This window comes from Rhodoluna sp., assembly GCF_024641065.1.
Lineage (GTDB): Bacteria > Actinomycetota > Actinomycetes > Actinomycetales > Microbacteriaceae > Rhodoluna.
In genome coordinates, this window is sequence record NZ_JAHEDV010000001.1 from 175431 (window position 1) to 194686 (window position 19256).

General features: G+C 52.1%; 19 protein-coding genes. 2 read left to right on the forward strand and 17 right to left on the reverse strand.

Annotated features, from left to right (window positions below; all coding sequences use genetic code 11):
• Positions 1-5: 5 nt before the first annotated feature.
• The 14 genes from nusB to Q0L26_RS00895 all read right to left on the reverse strand — a co-directional run bounded on the left by nusB (position 6) and on the right by Q0L26_RS00895 (position 12154).
• Positions 6-425: a transcription antitermination factor NusB gene (gene nusB, locus Q0L26_RS00830; protein WP_296646126.1), complete on the reverse strand. Its 420-nt coding sequence runs from the start codon at positions 423-425 to the stop codon at positions 6-8.
• A 4-nt stretch (positions 426-429) separates the two neighbouring features.
• Positions 430-993 carry an elongation factor P gene (gene efp, locus Q0L26_RS00835; protein ID WP_296646127.1) on the reverse strand — a complete coding sequence of 188 codons (564 nt, stop codon included), beginning with the start codon at positions 991-993 and terminating at the stop codon, positions 430-432.
• 90 nt (positions 994-1083) lie between these two features.
• Positions 1084-1518 (reverse strand): type II 3-dehydroquinate dehydratase, encoded by a 435-nt coding sequence (locus Q0L26_RS00840; RefSeq protein ID WP_296646130.1) that lies wholly within the window; start codon positions 1516-1518, stop codon positions 1084-1086.
• A 15-nt stretch (positions 1519-1533) separates the two neighbouring features.
• Positions 1534-2616 (reverse strand): 3-dehydroquinate synthase, encoded by a 1083-nt coding sequence (gene aroB / locus Q0L26_RS00845; RefSeq protein WP_296646133.1) that lies wholly within the window; start codon positions 2614-2616, stop codon positions 1534-1536.
• Positions 2616-3116, reverse strand: a complete 501-nt coding sequence (locus Q0L26_RS00850) for a shikimate kinase (RefSeq protein ID WP_296646135.1) — start codon at positions 3114-3116, stop codon at positions 2616-2618. The genes aroB and Q0L26_RS00850 overlap by 1 nt, the downstream gene beginning before the upstream one ends.
• Positions 3109-4320 (reverse strand): chorismate synthase, encoded by a 1212-nt coding sequence (aroC, locus tag Q0L26_RS00855; RefSeq protein WP_296646138.1) that lies wholly within the window; start codon positions 4318-4320, stop codon positions 3109-3111. Before aroC ends, Q0L26_RS00850 begins: the two co-directional genes overlap by 8 nt.
• A 43-nt stretch (positions 4321-4363) precedes the next feature.
• Complete coding sequence (locus tag Q0L26_RS00860) at positions 4364-5206, reverse strand: shikimate dehydrogenase (RefSeq protein WP_296646140.1); 843 nt, start codon at positions 5204-5206, stop codon at positions 4364-4366.
• Positions 5199-6245, reverse strand: coding sequence for an endolytic transglycosylase MltG (gene mltG, locus Q0L26_RS00865; protein ID WP_296646141.1), 1047 nt, complete (start codon positions 6243-6245; stop codon positions 5199-5201). Before mltG ends, Q0L26_RS00860 begins: the two co-directional genes overlap by 8 nt.
• Positions 6235-6705, reverse strand: coding sequence for a Holliday junction resolvase RuvX (gene ruvX, locus Q0L26_RS00870; protein ID WP_296646144.1), 471 nt, complete (start codon positions 6703-6705; stop codon positions 6235-6237). Before ruvX ends, mltG begins: the two co-directional genes overlap by 11 nt.
• A 5-nt stretch (positions 6706-6710) precedes the next feature.
• On the reverse strand, positions 6711-9362 hold the full coding sequence (alaS, locus tag Q0L26_RS00875) for an alanine--tRNA ligase (RefSeq protein ID WP_296646146.1): 2652 nt from the start codon (positions 9360-9362) through the stop codon (positions 6711-6713).
• A gap of 1 nt (position 9363) precedes the next feature.
• Positions 9364-9600 carry a hypothetical protein gene (locus tag Q0L26_RS00880; protein WP_296646150.1) on the reverse strand — a complete coding sequence of 79 codons (237 nt, stop codon included), beginning with the start codon at positions 9598-9600 and terminating at the stop codon, positions 9364-9366.
• Between the two features lie 8 nt (positions 9601-9608).
• On the reverse strand, positions 9609-9959 hold the full coding sequence (locus Q0L26_RS00885; RefSeq protein ID WP_296646152.1) for a DUF948 domain-containing protein: 351 nt from the start codon (positions 9957-9959) through the stop codon (positions 9609-9611).
• A gap of 22 nt (positions 9960-9981) precedes the next feature.
• On the reverse strand, positions 9982-10611 hold the full coding sequence (gene rpsD, locus Q0L26_RS00890; protein ID WP_296646154.1) for a 30S ribosomal protein S4: 630 nt from the start codon (positions 10609-10611) through the stop codon (positions 9982-9984).
• Between the two features lie 202 nt (positions 10612-10813).
• Positions 10814-12154 (reverse strand): replication-associated recombination protein A, encoded by a 1341-nt coding sequence (locus tag Q0L26_RS00895; protein WP_296646156.1) that lies wholly within the window; start codon positions 12152-12154, stop codon positions 10814-10816.
• 61 nt (positions 12155-12215) lie between these two features.
• Between Q0L26_RS00895 and Q0L26_RS00900 the strand changes: the two genes are divergently transcribed.
• Both Q0L26_RS00900 and Q0L26_RS00905 read left to right on the forward strand, forming a co-directional pair.
• Entirely contained in the window at positions 12216-12971 is a 756-nt protein-coding gene (locus Q0L26_RS00900) for a peptidylprolyl isomerase (RefSeq protein WP_296646159.1), read from the forward strand.
• Positions 12972-13003: 32 nt separating this feature from the next.
• A complete protein-coding gene (locus Q0L26_RS00905) occupies positions 13004-14239 on the forward strand; it encodes a DUF349 domain-containing protein (protein WP_296646160.1) in 1236 nt (411 codons plus the stop codon).
• A gap of 47 nt (positions 14240-14286) precedes the next feature.
• On the opposite strand, the gene Q0L26_RS00910 is transcribed toward Q0L26_RS00905, so the two are convergent.
• Genes Q0L26_RS00910 through secD form a run of 3 tightly spaced genes read right to left on the reverse strand, consistent with a single transcriptional unit; the run spans position 14287 to position 19243 of the window.
• Positions 14287-16530: a bifunctional (p)ppGpp synthetase/guanosine-3',5'-bis(diphosphate) 3'-pyrophosphohydrolase gene (locus tag Q0L26_RS00910; RefSeq protein ID WP_296646163.1), complete on the reverse strand. Its 2244-nt coding sequence runs from the start codon at positions 16528-16530 to the stop codon at positions 14287-14289.
• A 41-nt stretch (positions 16531-16571) separates the two neighbouring features.
• Positions 16572-17525 (reverse strand): protein translocase subunit SecF, encoded by a 954-nt coding sequence (gene secF / locus Q0L26_RS00915; RefSeq protein ID WP_296646166.1) that lies wholly within the window; start codon positions 17523-17525, stop codon positions 16572-16574.
• Positions 17525-19243, reverse strand: coding sequence for a protein translocase subunit SecD (gene secD, locus Q0L26_RS00920; protein WP_296646170.1), 1719 nt, complete (start codon positions 19241-19243; stop codon positions 17525-17527). The genes secF and secD overlap by 1 nt, the downstream gene beginning before the upstream one ends.
• Positions 19244-19256: the final 13 nt, after the last annotated feature.

Genomic DNA, 19256 nt, shown 5'->3' on the forward strand with positions numbered 1-19256 from the left:
ATTGGTTAGTTGGCTGCCTGAGTTGAAGCAATACGCGAAAGGAGCCCATTGATGAAGCTTCCCGAATCATCGGTTGATAATTCCTTGGCTAGATCAACGGCCTCGTTGATAGCTACTCCGTTTGGAACCTCGGCGTTGTGAAGAATCTCCCATACGGCAACACGCAAAATGGCGCGATCAAGATTAGGCATGCGATCAAGAGCCCAGCCTTGCGAATAAGTCTCTAGCAAGTCATCGATCTCGTCGTGCGAGTCGATAACACCCTGCACGATTTCACGTGCGTAGCCGAAAATGGCCTCTTGATTTTGACGATCAGCTGCAAGCTCAGCAACTTCATTCAGCAGAATGATTGGCGAAATCTTCCGTAGATCGGCTGCAAACACAGCGTCAACGGCACGTTTACGTGCTTTAGTTCTTGCGCTCAATTGATTATTCGGTCACGCGGCCGAGGTAATCGCCGGTTCGTGTGTCGACGCGTACCTTGGTGTTGTTCTCAAGGAACAAAGGAACCTGAATCTGTAGTCCGGTTTCAACGGTTGCAGGCTTGGTGCCTCCGCTTGAACGGTCACCCTGCAAGCCAGGCTCGGTGTAGGTCACAAGCAGCACGACTGAGGCAGGAAGCTCAACATAGATCGGGTTGCCCTCGTGCATCGCAACAACGGCCTCTTGGTTTTCAAGCAGGTAGTTGACTGCATCGCCAACGGTTGCCTCACTCAGGGTTACCTGGTCGAAAGTCTCGGCATCCATGAAAATGAAGCCTTCACCGTCGTTGTAAAGGTAAGTCATGTTGCGCTTGTCAACGTTAGCGGTCTCAACCTTCACACCAGCGTTGAAAGTCTTGTCTACCACCTTGCCGGTCATGACGTTCTTGAGCTTCGAACGCACAAAGGCAGCACCCTTGCCCGGCTTTACGTGCTGGAAGTCGATAACAGCCCAAAGCTGCCCCTCGATGTTAAGAACCATGCCGTTCTTCAGGTCGTTTGAAGTTGCCATGAAGATCACTCGTTTCAGTATTTTGTAGACAAAAAAATAGCGGGATAAATCCCTGCGCCTTCAATTCTAATCGAAGGCTTGAGGTAAAAGTTAGTTGGTCAGCGCGGTGAGGGCCAAAGTGTAAGAATTTACGCCGAAACCAGCGATTACACCGGTAGCAACTCCAGAAATCACGCTGGTGTGACGAAACTCTTCACGAGTGTGCGGGTTACTTAAGTGAACTTCGATCAGGCGCTTGCCCACTTTGGTGACCTGTACTGCCGCATCGCGAACCGCGTAAGAATAATGAGTAAAAGCCGCTGGATTCAAAATCACGTCATAGCCATTGTCAACCGATTCATATAGCCAAGCGATCAGTTCTGATTCGCTATCGGTTTGACGAACCTCTACCTCAAGGCCAAGCTCGGCAGCCTTGGATGAGGTGATTTTGACCAAACCGTCATAGTCAACGGCTCCATAAATATCTGGCTCGCGTGAACCAAGTCGACCAAGATTCGGCCCGTTGAGTACTAGTACTTTGCTCATGTTCTAAGGCTACCTTTAGGCTTCGGTAATCTCTTGGAAGGCCGCGTGCAACATTTCTGGAGTTGGAGCTGTCATGATGGTTGGCTTGGCTAGGTCATCAAGAACAACGAACCTTAGAGTTCCGGCACGGGTCTTTTTGTCGCGCTGCATGGTTTCTTGCAGCTGCGCCCATTTTTGCGCCGGGTAGCTTGTCGGCAACCCAAGGAGGTGAAGCACGCTACGGTGCCTATCTACTACCTCATCACTAAGGCGCCCGGCGATTCTCGCAAGTTCAGCAACGAAAACCATGCCGATCGAAATTGCTGCTCCATGACGCCACTTGTAGCGCTCGGCGTGTTCTATAGCGTGGCCAAGAGTGTGACCGTAATTCAAGATTTCGCGAATACCAGCCTCCTTGAAGTCCTCCCCTACCACTCGTGCCTTGATGGCCACAGAGCGCTCGATTATCTCTTGGAATTCAGGGGTGTTCGGGTCAGTAGCAACGTTTACGTCAGCCTCAATAATTTCGAGAATTCGTGGGTCGGCGATGAAACCGTATTTCACAACCTCACCGAATCCGGCCAATATTTCATTCTTTGGCAGTGAGATAAGTGTGTCTAGGTCAATGATCACGGCCGACGGTGCATGGAACACACCAACCAGGTTTTTGCCCTCGCTGGTATTGATTCCAGTCTTGCCACCGATTGCTGCATCGACCATGGCCAAAAGCGTTGTAGGTACTTGAATTAGTTTCACACCGCGCAGCCACGTTGCGGCGACAAAACCAGCCAAGTCAGTCGTGGAACCACCACCAAAGCCAATAACAGCATCCGTGCGGGTGAAATCGGCCTGGCCCATGATCTGCCAACAGAAAGCCGCTACCTCAACACGTTTAGCATCTTCACTGTCTGGCACCCCAGCCAAGATGGCTTCATAGCCAGCCTCTAGAAGAGTTTCGCGAAGCAGCTCGGCGCTAGGAGTGAGACCAACTGGGTGAACGACGAGTACTTTTGATACCCCACTGCCAAGAGCCAACGGCACTTCGCCGAGAAGGGCTCTACCAATAACAACTTCGTACGGGTCGGTGCCCTTCACCTGAATTCTCGATACTTGACTCATTAGATTTCGAGCTTCTCTCTGATTTCGGCAATCGTCGTGTTTAGCGGATGTCCACTGGTATTGATTTCAAGGTCAGCAACTTGTTCGTACAAGTGCTTACGCGAATCGTAAATTCGTCGCCAATCCTCAACCCCGTTCTTCAAAAGAGGTCTAGCGCCACTTTTAAGTCGGGAAGCAATGTGCTTTCCATCGGTTGATAGGTATACAACAGTCACTGACTCAAGCGCCGCGCGATTTTTTGGGCTCAGGATAACTCCGCCACCGGTTGCTACTACGGCAGGAGAAACTAGCGACTTGGCTAAGGCCTCCTCTTCGAGCTCACGGAACTTTGGTTCACCATGCCGCTCAAAGAAGTCAGAGATGCGGCCATGCTCTTCGACAAAGACAGAATCTGTGTCAATGAACTTCAGCCCAAGCATCTTTGCCAGTTTGCGACCAACGGTGCTCTTGCCAACCCCCATGGGGCCGACCAAAACAATGATGTCTTTTGACTTAGGCATCCAAGTTTGCGCTATCGAATGACTTCAAAACCGCTGGGATGTTTGCTAGGTATGACTCAAGGTTTCGCTTGGTCTCAGCAACAGAGTCTCCACCGAATTTTTCGAGTACAGAATTCGCGATCACCAACGCGACCATGGCTTCTGCAACAACTCCTGCTGCTGGAACAGCGCAAACGTCTGAGCGCTGGTGATGAGCCTTAGCCACATCTCCGGTTGCCACATCAATGGTTGCGAGGGCCTTAGGGATTGTTGAAATCGGTTTCATTGCGGCGCGCACGCGAAGAATTTCTCCGTTGCTCATTCCACCCTCAATGCCACCCGCACGGTCGGTTAGACGTCGAACAACACCGGTTGTGTCTCGTTCTATTTCGTCGTGGGCAACCGAGCCGCGACGTTTTGCGGTCTCGAACCCATCGCCAACTTCAACGCCCTTAATAGCTTGGATGCCCATGAGCGCTGCAGCTAACTGAGCATCTAGTCGACGATCCCAGTGCACAAAAGTGCCAAGTCCAGGTGGCATGCCATAGACCAAAGTCTCAACAACTCCTCCAAGGGTGTCGCCTTCTTTGTGGCATTCATCTACTTCAGCAACCATGGCTGCAGAAACTTCAGGATTGAAGCAACGCATCGGGTCTGCATCCACGGCTTCGAGGTCGCTTGGAGTTGGAATCGGCGCGCCTGCGGGCGTTGAAACTGGCCCAATCCCCACGGTGTGGGTGATTAGTTGAATTCCGAGTTCGTTCAAAAAGTTTGAGGCGACAACACCCAGAGCAACGCGCGCTGCGGTCTCACGAGCACTTGCACGCTCGAGGATCGGGCGACTATCTAGGAATCCATACTTCTGCATGCCGGTGAAATCGGCGTGGCCTGGGCGTGGACGGGTCAATGATTCCGCTCGCGCCCCAGTGAGCTTTGAAGGATCAACCGGGTCAGCAGACATCACGTCTTGCCACTTAGGCCACTCGGTGTTAGCTACGGTAATTGCCACCGGTCCACCCATGGATAGCCCATGGCGTACGCCACCTGATAGTGAAACCTCGTCTTGCTCGAACTTCATGCGAGCGCCGCGACCATACCCAAGGCGACGTCGGGCTAGTGCAGCCTCAACATCAGGGGTAGTAATAGGTACTCCAGCTGGGAGTCCTTCGAGTACAGCAACTAGCTCAGGGCCGTGCGATTCGCCTGCAGTGATCCAACGTAACATTCGTCAATTCTCTCACAACAAAGTTGGTGAGACTCAAAGAGAGCTAAAGGCCAACTGCGTGGCGCATGGCAGCGACCACTGCAACTTCATTTGGTAGTTCATTTGCCGGGCTACCGGATCTGAAAATTCTGATCTGGGCTACTGCTTGCCAAATCAGCATCTCGATGCCGCTTACGACAGGTTTCTCTCTTTTAACCCATAACTCAGCAGCCTTGCTAGGCCAAGGATCATACGCAACGTCCAAGAGAACGCCGCCGGGTGTCCAGGTTGAAACTTCCATCAAGCGAAGAGCCTGCTCATCTAGAGCGTGCGCGGGGACTGTTGATATTGTGAGTTCTGCGTGGCCGACTGCGTTCACAAAACTGTAAACCCTTGACGCCTTGAGCCCCTGCTGACGTGCAAAGTGCATTAATTCTTTGCGGGTTTTGCGGTTACGAGCCGAGATTTTCAAACGGGAATTTGGGGCCATACGTGCCACTGCAACGACGGCTGAATAGGCAGTAGCACCGGAACCAATAATCACGGTCTTCTTGGGTGCACTAGTAAGAGAGTCCTCCACCGCTTTCACAATTCCAAAAACATCGGTGTTGAAGCCCAACCAGGTACCGTCTTCTTGCTTTGCAAGCGTGTTGGTTGCCCCAGTCAACCTAGCCGATTCGTCTAGAACGCTAGCAAACTTGGTGGCTTCCTCTTTGAGAGGCATTGTCACGCTTAGACCGTCAACTGGCCGATCCAAGTCATGGATGAACTTGCGAAGCGAACCTTTTGGTACATCCGCTCTTCCATACTCCCAGTCAAGACCTAATACGCGATATGCGGCAAGGTGAATCGATGGTGACTTGGAGTGGCCGATCGGAGAACCAAGTACTGCATAACGATTACTCATATTCAGGGTGATCTTTCATCCATGCCTGCCACTGTGCGACAGCGCGCTCATGCTGAGACCATGTTTCACTGAAAACTGTTTCGCCCGTTTCGAGATTTATGGTGCAGAAGTAGAGCCACTTGCCTGCGCCAGGGTTCAAGGCCGCGTCGATCGCCACAGAGCCTGGGGCGCTTATTGGCCCAACCGGAAGGCCTGGGTAGAGGTAGGTGTTGTAAGGGTTGTCGTTTGCCCGCTCAGCGTCAGTTGTAGAAACGGTGGTGCCATTGACGCCGTAACTGACTGTCGCGTCTGACTGTAGGTGCATTCCTTCTCTTATTCGATTGACGAACACTCGGCTAACTTTGTAGAAATCCGGCTCTAGACGAGCCTCTTTCTGAATGACCGACGCAAGCGTTAAGACCTCAAGTGCTTCGCTATCTTTGACGCCAAATTCGACTAATTCGGTACGCATACGATCAACCATCGTTTGCAGGATTGTTTTGGCAGAGGCATCCGGCGCGAACCGATATGTCGCCGGAAACATGAACCCCTCGAGTGTCGGAAAGCCTGCAGGCAAACTAAAAGCAGCTGGGTCGCGATAAAGCGCAACGAATTCGGAACGATCGATTCCTGTCGTTTCAGCGAGCAGATCGAAAATTGAAGTCGAGCGTAGGCCCTCGCGAATCACAATCGTGGTAAGTACCGCAGAATCAGGGTTAGAAAGCGCATCGATTGCTTGTTGAGAAGACATTTCGAGCTTTAGTTTGAAGGTGCCTGGATAAAACGTCGGGTTTTGCGTCAGAATCATTTTGTAAGTGGTCTGAAAGCTCTTAACCACTCCCGCATCAACCAATTGCTGAGCTATAACATCGCCACCAGAACCCTCAGCAATAACTATCGTCGTCTCACCATGACCGGGACCTGGAAAATCGTTTCCCATAAGCTGCTCAATAGCTGTTCGAATGTAGGAACGGTTTAGGTAAGCAACTGGACCGCCGATTATGATGGCGCCAATCACTGATATAGCGAGTACCCGACGCCTCAAGAACTTATTCGGCATCGTATTCCTCCAAAAGCTGACCTGGGGCGCGTGACTGAGTCTTCTCGATCGCAAGCGCTTGTTCCAAGATAACGGTAGCTGCCACCTGATCGACAATCGACCTTGAATTCTTTGTGTTTCGGCCAGAACTAATTAGGGCGCGGCTTGCAGCGACCGTGCTCAAACGCTCGTCAATGAGCCTCACATCACAGGTCAGAGTTTTTGCCAATTCTCTTGCAATCAGCAGAGCGTCACTAGTTGAGGCAGTTTCAGTTCCCTGCATGCTAACCGGCAGGCCAACATAAGCCTCGATCACTTCGAAATCCTCGATTTCACGCATGATGGCTTGGATAGTTGTGTCGGTGTCCTTCGAGCGAGTAACAGTGGATAACCCGGATGCGAGAATTCCGTGAAGATCCGAAACGGCTAGGCCGATTCTGACCTTGCCAACATCGATCGCTAGGCGACGCCCAGTTCTCATTGGTACTAAATTGCCTCGGTTAGGGCTTCGATAGCATCCGTGATTTTGGTTGAGTCACTGCCGCCACCCTGTGCGATGTCGTCTTTACCGCCACCGCCACCGCCAAGAATTGCACTGGCAACACGAACCAATTGCCCGGCCTTCGCGCCTGATTTGCGTGCTGCTTCGTTCGTTGCAACAACAAGCATTGGCTTGTCAGCAATCACAGCAAACAGTGCAACTACGACAGACTCTGCTCCTGCTTTTTCACGGGTGTTTGAAACAAGACCACGTAGGTCATCGACAGACTCTAGCGCACCAAGGTTCTGCGAAATTAGGCGTACACCCTTGACTACCTTTGCCGATGAGATCAACTCTGGAACTCTGGTAGCCAATGATGCGCTTTGAAGTGCAGATAGCTTGCGCTGTGCGTTTTTCAGTTCCTCGATGGTGCTAGCAAGGCGTTCTTCAACAAGTTCTCTCGGTGCCTTTAGAGCCTCAGTCATTCGGGCAACCAGCGCACGCTCAGCTGCAAGGCTGCGGAAGGCTTCGATGCCTACCAGTGCCTCAAGGCGTCGAGAACCTGAGCCAACAGATGATTCACCGGTCAGTGCGATGAGCCCAATTTGAGAGCTTCGAGAAACGTGCGTTCCACCACAAAGCTCTCGTGACCAAGGGCCGCCGATTTGAATGACGCGAACACTTTCATCGTAGGTTTCACCAAACAGTGCCACAGCGCCGAATTCACGGGCTTCTGGAAGGCTCATGTGCTGTGCGCTTACCGCCAAATCGCCGCGGATCGCAAGGTTGGTAACCTCTTCAATCTCGCTTCTGGTCTCAAGGCTAAGCGCCTGATTCCATGAGAAGTCAAGGCGAAGGTAGCCAGGCTTGTTATAAGAACCGCTTTGGAGTGCATCTGGGCCTAGAACTTGGCGAAGCGCGGCATGCACCACGTGGGTTCCAGAGTGCGCCTGGCAAGCACCGACGCGCCAGTCGGCGTCGACCGAGGTGCTAACGCGCTGCCCCACGGTTACTTCTCCCTCACGCACAAGAACCTTGTGGCTAATTAGGCCCTTAACCGGCTTCTGGACGTCAAGAACTTCGAGCTTTAGCCCATCTCCAAGGATGAATCCAGCGTCGGAATCCTGGCCGCCAGATTCAGCGTAGAAAGATGTCTCACTCAAGATAACTTCGGCGATTTGCCCGACCGACGCAACCTGGGAGTCAGCCCCGTCAACGATTAGGCCAAGTACCTTGGAGTCTGTCGAGAGCTCCTCGTAGCCAGTGAATTTGGTGACGCCCAGGGCGCGGAACGCTGAGTAAACAGAGAGATCGGTTCCGCCCAGTTTCTTTTCGCGTGCATCTGCCTTAGCGCGATCGCGCTGCTCAGCCATAAGCGCTTTGAAGCCGTCTCGATCAACTGTCAAACCAGCTTCCTCGGCAACTTCTAGAGTTAGGTCGATTGGAAAACCGTAGGTGTCGTGCAACAAGAAGGCTGCGTCGCCGGCGAGTTGCTTAGAACCGGTTGCTTTGACCTCGGCTAGTGCCTCGTCCAAGAAAACTGTTCCCGCAGATAGCGTGCGCAAGAAGGTTTCTTCTTCAGCAAGCGCAGTGCGAAGAATTCGATCAAAGTCCCGATCCAGCTCCGGATAGGCGGCCATCATTGCGTTCTTAGATACAGGGAACAATTCAGCAAAGGTTGGAGCCTCAACGCCGAGCAACCTCATTGCGCGCACAGTTCTTCGCAATAGTCGTCGAAGCACATAGCCTCTGCCGTCATTTGCCGGTGTAACGCCATCTCCGATTAGCATCAACGCTGAGCGGACGTGATCTGCTACTACTCGCAGTCGAACATCGTCTTCTACCGAGGCGCCGTATGATTTTTTCGAAAGAGTAGCAGCTGCGTCTAGAACCGGGCGAACTTGGTCAATTTCGTAAAGATTCTCAACGCCCTGCATCAAGAACGCAACGCGTTCCAGACCCATTCCAGTGTCAATGTTTTTCTTAGGAAGTTCACGAAGAATCTCGAACGAATCCTTGCCAGTTCCTTCCCCGCGTTCAAACTGCATGAACACAAGGTTCCAGATCTCGATGTATCGATCTTCGTCAGCCTCAGGTCCGCCTTCACGCCCATATGCCGGGCCGCGGTCGTAATAGATTTCGGAGCATGGTCCAGCTGGACCAGGCTGCCCGGTAGACCAGTAGTTGTCTTTCATTCCGCGGCGCTGAATTCGCTCCATTGGAATGTCAGCGACTTCACGCCAGATAGAGATCGACTCATCGTCGTTCTCGAAGACGGTGACCCAAAGAAGTTGCGGATCTAGACCTAGGCATCCAGAGTCTAGTGAGCCGGTCAGGAACTCCCAGGCGTAGGTGATTGCTTCGCGTTTGAAATAGTCTCCAAACGAGAAATTGCCGTTCATTTGAAAGAACGTGCCGTGACGGGTTGTTTTTCCAACTTCTTCAATGTCAAGTGTGCGAACGCACTTTTGAACGCTAGTTGCACGATCGAATGGGGCAGGAACTAATCCGCTCATGTACGGAATAAAGGGCACCATGCCGGCAACGGTGAAGAGAAGTGATGGGTCTTCGCTAATCAGAGAAGCTGAAGGAACAACGGTGTGACCGTTGCGCTCGAAAAAATCGAGCCAGCGCTGACGGATCTCAGCCGTCTGCACGTTATTTTGCGGTCGGCTTCGAGGCCGACCTGGTTGAAGCTTCTTTCGCTGGAGCCTTACGCTCGGCGGCTAGCTCAGACGAGCGCTCGGTAAAGCCCTCAGACATTGCTGCACCAAATTCGCGTGCTTTTTTGGCATAGTCATCAACGACAGCAGCGACCTTTGGGTTTTCTTGAATCTGCTTTGCAGCAGCAAGACCTGCGGCTGCACCTACAGCGAACCAGAACAACTTCTTCATGACGAAACCTACTTCTTTTTGCCTAGCAGAGTAGATCGCAGAGCCTTAGTTAGGCCAGCGATCTTTACAAGTGGTGAGCCGAGTGTTGCAGAAAATACTGCGACGAGCGAGCTTACATTTGAGCTAACTTCGGCAACGTTTTCAGTGATGATGTCAATTTTCGCTAGTTGCTTATTGGCAGAACTAACGGTCTCAGTGAGTTCAGAGAGCAGCGGAGACACGGTCTCGTTGAGGTCACGGATTGAAGTCCGTGTTTCATCGAGCACGCGACCAAGCTTTAGAAGAGGCACTGCAGTGAAAATTACTAGTAGAACGAATCCACCTGCAAAGATCAATCCTGCGATTTCTCCACCGCTCATCTGAACTCCTAAGTTTGCTTATTTAGCGGGCTGCGTAGTACTCAACAACGAGCTGAACTTCACAGGTAACTGGAACTTCAGCGCGCTTTGGACGACGAACTAGGGTTGCGTGTAACTTGTCTAGCTGAACATCAAGGTAGCCAGGAACTGGAGGCAACACGTCAACGTGTCCGCCAGCAGCAGCAACCTGGAATGGCTCTGCGCCCTCAGACTTAGCGTGTACGTGTACAAGCTGGCCTGGCTTTACGCGGAATGATGGGCGGTCAACGCGCTCACCGTTTACAAGGATGTGGCGGTGCACAACCATCTGACGAGCCTGGGCAATGGTACGAGCGAAGCCGGCGCGTAGCACGACTGCGTCGAGACGCATTTCAAGAAGCTCTACTAGGTTTTCACCGGTTAGACCCTCAGCGCGCTTTGCTTCCTGGAAGGTCTTGCGAAGCTGTGCCTCACGGATGCCGTACTGAGCGCGTAGACGCTGCTTCTCGCGAAGACGAACGGCGTAGTCGCTGTCGGCCTTCTTCTTGGTGCGTCCGTGCTCACCTGGAGCGTATGGACGCTTCTCTAGATACTTAGCAGCCTTTGGGGTTAGGGCAATGCCCAGTGCGCGAGACAAACGAGTCTTGCTGCGGGTACGTGTAGTTTTTGACACGTGTTCCTTTCAATGGATCTGAGGATCCTTTTAATAGCGGTAAATGTTCACAAAACGGATTCTGGGAATGAATCCTTTGCCACGGACCACTTGGCTATTCAGTGGTCGCACCGTGACGAAAGCTCGTACAGCCGCGTTCGAGCATTCCAGTCGGCAACCTCTCTAGCCTATCAGCGACTTGCTGAGAGGTAAAGAACCCTCGTTAGGCTTTTGGTCCTCGAATTATGGCCCGCAAACGGCTCCAGCGTTCAACCAGTTCACGTTCAGCGCCTATTTCTTTGGGAAGAAAATACCGACGCTTAGCAACCTTTGTTGGCAAATATTCCTGTTCAACGACTGCAGCTGAGCTGTCATGAGGGTAAACATAGCCAATACCTGCGCCCGCTTTTCTGGCGCCTGCGTAGTTTGAACTACGCAGCGGGTTTGGCACTTCACCGATAAAACCATTCTCTACGTCGGTAATAGCGCTATTTATTGCGTTGTAAGCGGTGTTTGATTTCGGTGCCATCGCAAGATAGATGGTTGCTTCGGCCAACGGTATTCTGCCTTCGGGCATACCAATCATCGAGACAGCTTCACCAGCGGCAACCGCGAGTGATAGAGCCTGAGGGTCGGCCAGCCCAATATCTTCAGCGGCGAGAATAATCAATCGGCGAGCGATGAACCGGGGATCCTCCCCTGCTGAAATCATTCTCGCTAGGTAATGAATAGCAGCGTCGGCGTCAGAACCACGCACAGATTTTATGAACGCGCTAATCACGTCGTAGTGCTGGTCGCCGTTTTTGTCATATCTCGCGATAGCTTTATCCACTGCTTGTGCAACCAAATCAAGTGATAGCTCAGGTCTAGTCTTTTCTGGGGCGCCAGCCAAGGCGATTGTGGCGGCCGCTTCAAGCAAGGTAAGAGCACGCCGAGCATCTCCGGCAGCAAGCACGGCAATCTGCCTATTAACTTCTTCTGTACTTGAAACCACCGAATTCAGACCACGGATGTCGTTGAGTGCGCGTTCGATCAAGGCAATGATGTGCTCATCTGAAAGGGGTTTCAGGGTTAGAAGTATCGAGCGTGACAGCAACGGAGCAATGACAGAGAAAGAGGGGTTCTCAGTAGTCGCAGCAATCAGGATTATCCAACCGCTTTCAACGCCCGGAAGAAGTGCGTCCTGCTGGGCTTTCGAGAAGCGGTGTATCTCATCGAGAAAGAGGATCGTGCTTACTCCGTATAAATCACGGTCGTTACGAGCTTTCTCCATAACTTCGCGCACATCCTTGACGCCAGCGGTGATTGCGCTGAGTTCAACAAATCTGCGTCCGCTCAGCCTTGCAACCAATTGAGCCAGCGTGGTTTTGCCAATACCGGGAGGACCCCAGAGAATTACCGAAGACGCGCTCAGAGATTCTCCAGCCATTGCTTTCACAGCAAGGGCGCTAAGTGGTTGCCCCGCACCTAGCAGATGCTCCTGACCGAGCACTTCATCCAAGGTATTTGGGCGCATTCTCGCCGCGAGCGGCATAGTGCCGGAATAGAGCGAGTTTTGCGACATGTGTTAAGGCTATCGAAAATGTGAAGTGGCGCTCGCCTAGACTCGATGACGGAGGAAACCAATGCCAAATAACAAGGATTTATCGAAATTTCGCGCTGCAGAAAGGCGTCGGCTAACTGAATACCAACTTCGCGTAGACCAGCAAAACGCACTGGTTGCGAAGCGAAGAATAGATAACCGAAAAGCAGTTTTGTTTAGCGCTGGGGCAATCCTAGTTGCTCTCGCATTGCAGCTTTCGTATTTTGCATTTGGCCCAGGCAGCCCAAATGCCAATTTGGCTGAAACTCCGGGCAGTGTGCCTTCGATTTCGGTAGCTGAAAACCGCTCTTGGAGCGGTGAAATCTACATCAACGACTCAACCCTAGGTATCACCTTGGATGGCGTAAATGCCCCACAGGCAACGGCAAATTTCGTTGCGCTGTCTCAGTCAGGCTTTTACATGAACAACAATTGCCACCGCTTGGTTACTGAGGGAATCTACGTTTTGCAGTGTGGAGACCCAAACGGAGATGGAACTGGTGGCCCAGGCTACAGTTGGGGGCCGATTGAGAACGCTCCTGCCGACGACATTTACCCTGCTGGCACAATTGCTATGGCTCGCCAAGGTGGCAATGGTTCGAGCATGGGTAGCCAGTTCTTTATCGTCTACAAGGACAGCCCAATTCCGTCTGACTCTGCCGGTGGCTACACGGTGCTCGGAAGAATCACCTCTGGTCTCGAAACGATCAGCAACATCGCTGCAGACGGCGTTTCAGGTGATGGAACCGATGGTGCGCCAAACACAGCGGCAGTAATCAAATCAATCACCGTAAAATAGCACTTACAACAAGGCAAATCTCAGGAGTCCACATGTCTACAAACAATACCTTCGGTCGTGTCGATGCCGACAACAACGTCTTCGTAATCGAGGCCGGGCAGGAGCGCAAGGTCGGGCAGTATCCTGGTGTCTCACCTGAAGAGGCTCTTGCATATTTTGAGCGCAAGTTCAGCGATCTAAACGCTCAGGTGCGCCTTCTAGAACAGCGTGTTGCCGGAAAGCTCGATGCAGCTGGTCTTCAAAAAGCTGCAGCAAAGCTAACTCAGGAATTGACTGAGCCAGCTGCCGTCGGTGACATCGCAGACCTGCGTCGCCGTGTTTCTAACCTTGATGAGAAGATTCGCGCGCTCACCTCAGAGAAATCTGAACAAAACAAAGAGGCCGCCCACAAATCCCTGGCGGAACGCGAAGCCATCGTCGCCCAAGCCGAAACCATCAGCAACCAAGATGCCTCTAAAACTCAGTGGAAGAATTCTGCTGCAGAGATGGCCGCACTGTTTGACAAGTGGCAAGCCGTTCAAAAATCAGGCCCGAAGGTGTCTAAGAGCGACGCCGATGCGCTTTGGAAGCGTTTTTCAGCCGCACGTACTAAGTTCGACGCCGCTAAGCGCCAGTATTTCGCTTCACTGGATGCGACCAACAAACAGGCTCGAAATGCGAAGAATGAAATAGTTGCACAGGCAGAGGCTTTGGTGTCGCGTGGTGCCGAAGCAACGGCTGATTACCGCAAGCTTTTGGATGCTTGGAAGAGCAGCGGACGCACTCCAGGAAAATCGGACGACGCGCTTTGGTCCCGCTTCAAGGCTGCCGGCGATGCCATCTTCGCAGCCCGCGCTTCAGAAGTTGTTGTTGAGTCAGCTGAACAAAACGAGAACCTAGAAGCCAAGCTGGCGATCTTGAAAGACGCTGCTTCAATTGACCCGCAGAAAGACCTGGCCACTGCCAAAAAACAGTTGTTGGCAATTCAGCAGCGCTGGGAAAAGGCTGGCCGCGTTCCAAAGGACAAGCTCCGTGAGACTGAGGATAAACTCCGTGCTATCGAGCAGTCGGTTCGCAAAGCTGAAGAAGAACACTGGCGCAAGACCGACCCAGCTGCAATCGATCGATCAAACGGCGTTATCTCCCAGCTTGAGGATTCAATTGCGAAACTAGAGGCAGATCTTGCTGCAGCAATGGCTAAGAAGGATGCAAAGGCAACCGAAAAGGCAACCGAGGCTCTGAATGCGCGCAAGGCCTGGCTAGAGGTTGTCGTAGCTTCAATGAAGTAAAACTCAAACCAATAGACGTAAAAAGGGAGCCGTAAGGCTCCCTTTTTTTAGCTAGAAACGCGATAAACGTCGTAGACAGCTTCAATGCGGCGAACAGCATTCAAGAGGTGTTCAAGAACGGCCGCATCGCCCATCTCAAAGACGAAGCGGCTCAGCGCGACACGGTCGCTTCTGGTTGAAACCGAGGCCGACAAGATGTTTACGTGGTGCTCAGAGAGCACACGCGTTACATCCGAAAGTAGACCTGAACGGTCCAACGCCTCAATCTGAATTTGAACTAAGAACAGTGTCTTTGAGGTTGGCGCCCACGAAACCTCCATGATTCGCTCAGGCTCGAGCAGCAAGTGCTCCACGTTCTTGCAGTCGTTTCGGTGAACCGATACTCCGCTACCTCTTGTGACGAAGCCTAGGATGCTGTCACCGGGCACAGGAGTGCAACAGCGGGCTAGCTTCACCAATACATCCGAGTCGCCTTTTACGAGAACACCAGCGTCGTTCGAACGTTGTCTATTGATGCTTCTCGGAGCAGCAGGAAGGGTGAACTCCTGTTCGTCTTGATCAGAATCTGAAATGGCAGCCGTGAGCTTCTCAACTACTGACTGGGCTGAGATTTGATTGTCTCCGACTGCCGCATATAGCGCCTCAACACCGGAATATCTAAGCTCGCCAGCGAGCTTTACTAGCTCATCAGCGGCCATAAGTCTTTGGAGCGGAAGGTTTTGCTTGCGCATTGCCTTAGCAAGCTGCTCGCGACCAGACTCAATAGCCTCGTCTCGGCGGCCAACGGCAAACCACTGCTTAATTTTTGCCCTGGCCCGAGGGGACTTGACGAAGTTCAACCAGTCCTGGCTAGGGCCAGCATCCGGAGATTTAGAAGTAAAGATTTCGATAACATCACCAGAAACCAATGGTGTTTCGAGTGGAACCAGACGACCGTTCACCTTGGCGCCCATTGTTCTGTGACCAACTTCGGTGTGAACGGCGTAGGCAAAGTCAACAGGCGTCGCTCCCCCAGCAAGGCCAATTACTCGACCCTTAGGCGTGAAGACGTAAACCTCTTTGGCGCCGATTTCAAATCGCAGTGAATCGAGAAACTCAGAAGGGTCTTGAGTCTCTGCTTGCCAGTCGGTCAGGTGCTTCAGCCAAGCCAGATCTTCATCTGAAGTAACTTCTGATTTACCGATTTGCTCTTTGTACTTCCAGTGTGCCGCCACACCGTATTCAGCACGCTGGTGCATCTCGTGAGTGCGAATCTGAATCTCAACCGGTCGCCCCTGCGGGCCCATAACCGTGGTGTGCAATGACTGGTACAAATTGAACTTCGGCATGGCGATGTAATCTTTGAAACGACCTGGGATAGGGTTCCAACGCGCGTGAATCGAACCAAGAACTGCGTAGCAGTCTCGAATCTCATTGACGAGGACGCGAATTCCCACGAGGTCATAGATGTCATCAAATTCGCGACCGCGAACCACCATCTTTTGATAGATCGAGTAGTACTGCTTCGGCCTTCCGGCAACTTTTCCCTTGATTTTCGCATCGCGAAGATCTTCTTCGATTGAACCGATTACCGATTCAATGAACTCAGCTCGTTTTGGAGTGCGCTGCTTCACCAGGTTTACGATCTCTTCGTAAACCTTCGGATAAAGGACGCTGAAAGAAATGTCCTCGAGTTCCCACTTGATGGTGTTGATACCGAGACGATGAGCGAGCGGCGCGTAAATTTCTAGGGTTTCTTGAGCCTTGCGACGAGCTGATTCAGCTGGAACGAAACCCCAGGTGCGGGCGTTGTGAAGTCGGTCAGCAAGCTTAATTACCAACACTCGAATGTCTTTCGACATGGCGACGACCATTTTGCGAACAGTTTCAGCCTGCGCGTGATCACCGAACTTAACTTTGTCGAGCTTGGTTACACCGTCGACGAGCATTGCGACCTCTGGGCCGAAATCCTTGGTTAATTGATCAAGTGTGTAGTCGGTGTCTTCAACAGTGTCATGCAGTAACGACGCAGCGAGGGTGACCGGACCAATGCCCAACTCGGCCAAGATATGAGTCACAGCAAGAGGATGAGTGATGTACGGCTCGCCAGACTTGCGAACCTGAGGTCTGTGAGCAAGCTCGGCTACCTCGAATGCCCTGTCAATTATTGAAAGGTCAGACCGCGGATGATTGGCGCGTGCCAAACGCAAAATCTCAGCCATTTCGCTGGCATAAGGGCCGCTCTTGGCAAAAAACTTTGGCATACGACTACGAAGAGTCGCAATCGAACCGGTAGGTGTAGCGTCGCTCATTATTGCCTCTCTCTAATGAAAGACTAACAATTCGAAAAGACCTAGGCGGCCTTTACTTTGCTGAAACGAGGCTCGTTTTCACGAAGCTGGCTGTAAAGCGGCGCTGCGATGAAAATGGTTGAATATGTGCCGATAAGCATGCCGATGAACAAAGCCAACGCAATGTCGCGAAGTGTTCCGGCGCCTAGCAAAGCCGCTCCGATGAACAAGATCGAAGCCACCGGCAACACAGCAACTACAGTGGTGTTGATTGAACGAACCAAGGTTTGGTTCACAGCGTAGTTAACCTGCTGTGCGAAGGTTGTGGTCTCGCTGTGCTCAACATCCAAGGTATTTTCACGGATCTTGTCAAAGACCACCACCGTGTCATATAGCGAGTAACCCAAAATGGTCAGGAACCCAATTACCGCTGCAGGGGTAACCTCGAAACCTGTGAGTGCGTAAACACCAGCTGTGATCACGAGGTCGTGGAGCAGGGCTACAACTGCTGCAACCGACATCTTTAGCGTTCTAAAGTACAGCGCCATCAAAACTGCAGCCAGGGCGATGAAAACGATAAGACCGGTGAGAGCCTTTGAGGTCACATCTGCACCCCAGTTAGCGCCGATAAATGAACTCGCCACGTCTGAGCTGTTGACACCATAAGCAGTAGCCAAAGCCACGCGAACGTCTTCAGACTCAAGGTCACTCAGTTGTTCGGTTTGCACGCGGATGCTATCGGTGCCGACGTTAGACACCAACGGATTTTGCTCTGGAACAACTGACTTCACAGCGTCGACTGCTAACTGCTGAGATGTCTCGGTTACGCCAGCCACTCTAAACTCTGAACCGCCGCGAAACTCGATGCCAAAATTGAAGCCCTTGACAAGTGAAAAAGCTAGGAAAATAGCCAGTAGCACAGCGCTGATTGAATACCAGATCTTGCGCTTGCCAACTACGTTGATAGAACGGGAACCTGTGTAAAGGTCGTTTCCGAAATCACTAAAACGAGACATTAGTTCTTCTCCCCGCTCTTCTTTGAAGGCGATAGTAGTTCGGCAGCTTTACGCTCGGCGATGGTCTGGCGCTTGCTGGCCTCTTTTGAAGCCTTAGCCAGCTTGGCAGGAGCAACCTTTTCAGCTGCTCTAAATTGTCCGCGACCTACGTAGCCGGCCGAACCCAGATTCTTAACATCAAAGCCTGACCAAGTGCCGCCTGAACTAAAGAATCGAGTACGCGCCAGCAACTGAAGCAACGGGTGAGTAAACAAGACCGCGATCATAAGGTCGACCAAGGTGGTAAGACCGAGTGTGTACGCGAAACCGCGAACATTGCCCACTGTTAGCACAAACAAGACCACAGCAGCCAAAAGGCTAACCAAACCAGAAACGATGATGGTTCTAAAGGCGCGCTTCCAGCCAACGTCGACAGCAACTGACAGCGGTCTGCCGTCACGAATTTCGTCACGAACACGCTCGAAGTAAACGATGAATGAGTCAGCCGTGATACCAATCGAAACGATTAAGCCGGCGACACCCGCTAGCGAGAGTCGATAACCCTGGCGCCACGACAACAAAGTGATAGCAAGATAAACCACGACAGCAGCAACAATCAGCGAGCCGATGGTAACCACTGCAAGGCCACGGTATTGGAAAATTGAATAGATAACGACCAATAGCAGACCGATGGCTCCCGCGAGCAAGCCACTGGTTAGCTGCTCTGAACCTAGGGTCGCAGAGATGTTCTCTTGGCTCTGAACCTCAAAAGCAATCGGCAATGAGCCGTACTTCAGCTGATCTGCAAGAGTCTTGGCCGTGTCTTTGGTGTAGTTTCCGGTGATCTCTGCTGAGCCATTCGCAATAACGGCCTGGATGGTCGGAGCAATCGTCACGAAACCATCTAGGGTGATGGCAAATTGGTTGCGCGGAGCCTCTAGCGGAAAAAGTCGACCAGTGGTGTCTGCGAACTGCTGCGTACCAGTGCCATCAAACTTAAGGTTGACAGCCCAGGTGTTGGTTGTTGCTCCGGTTGACGTCGTTTGCAAACCAGCGGATGCATCAGAGATGGTCGAGCCATCAATCTCTACTGGTCCAAGGATGTACTTGTAGAAACCATCTGTGTCACAGGTAACCAAAGGCAGGGTTGGGTCGTCAACCTGTCCAGCTTCACGGAAGGGAGTTGAGCAGTCGAGTGCGTCGTATGCGGCTTGAAGTTCAGGAGTAATCCAGTTGACATCAGACTTGTCGGTCGGGCTCACACTTGGAGTTGAGGCCGGAGCCGGAGACTCTGAGGCAGCAGGGCTTGCTGATCCCGATGCAGTCACAGTTGACGAGATTCCTTGGGCTGTCACCAATACAGGTCTGAATTCGAGTTTGGCGCTACTGCGGATCAACTTCAGAGTGTTGTCGTCTGGCGAACCTGGGATTTCAACGATGATGTTGTTTGAACCCTGAGTTTTAACTGTTGACTCTGAAACACCACTGGCGTCTACACGCTGACGAATAATGGCGACTGCCTGTGCAAGCTGTTCAGCAGAAACTGTCTCGCCCTCGGCTAGGACCGGAGCAAGGATGATTGAGGTTCCACCCGAAAGGTCAAGTGCCAGCTTAGGAGTGGTCGAAGCACCACTTCCAGAAAGAACGCCATATCCGATGATGCTAATCAGTAGACCGACTATTACAGCAAGTGAAGAAAGACGCTTGCGAGCACCCTTGGTGAGTTCAGATTTAGACACTTGGATCCCCTAG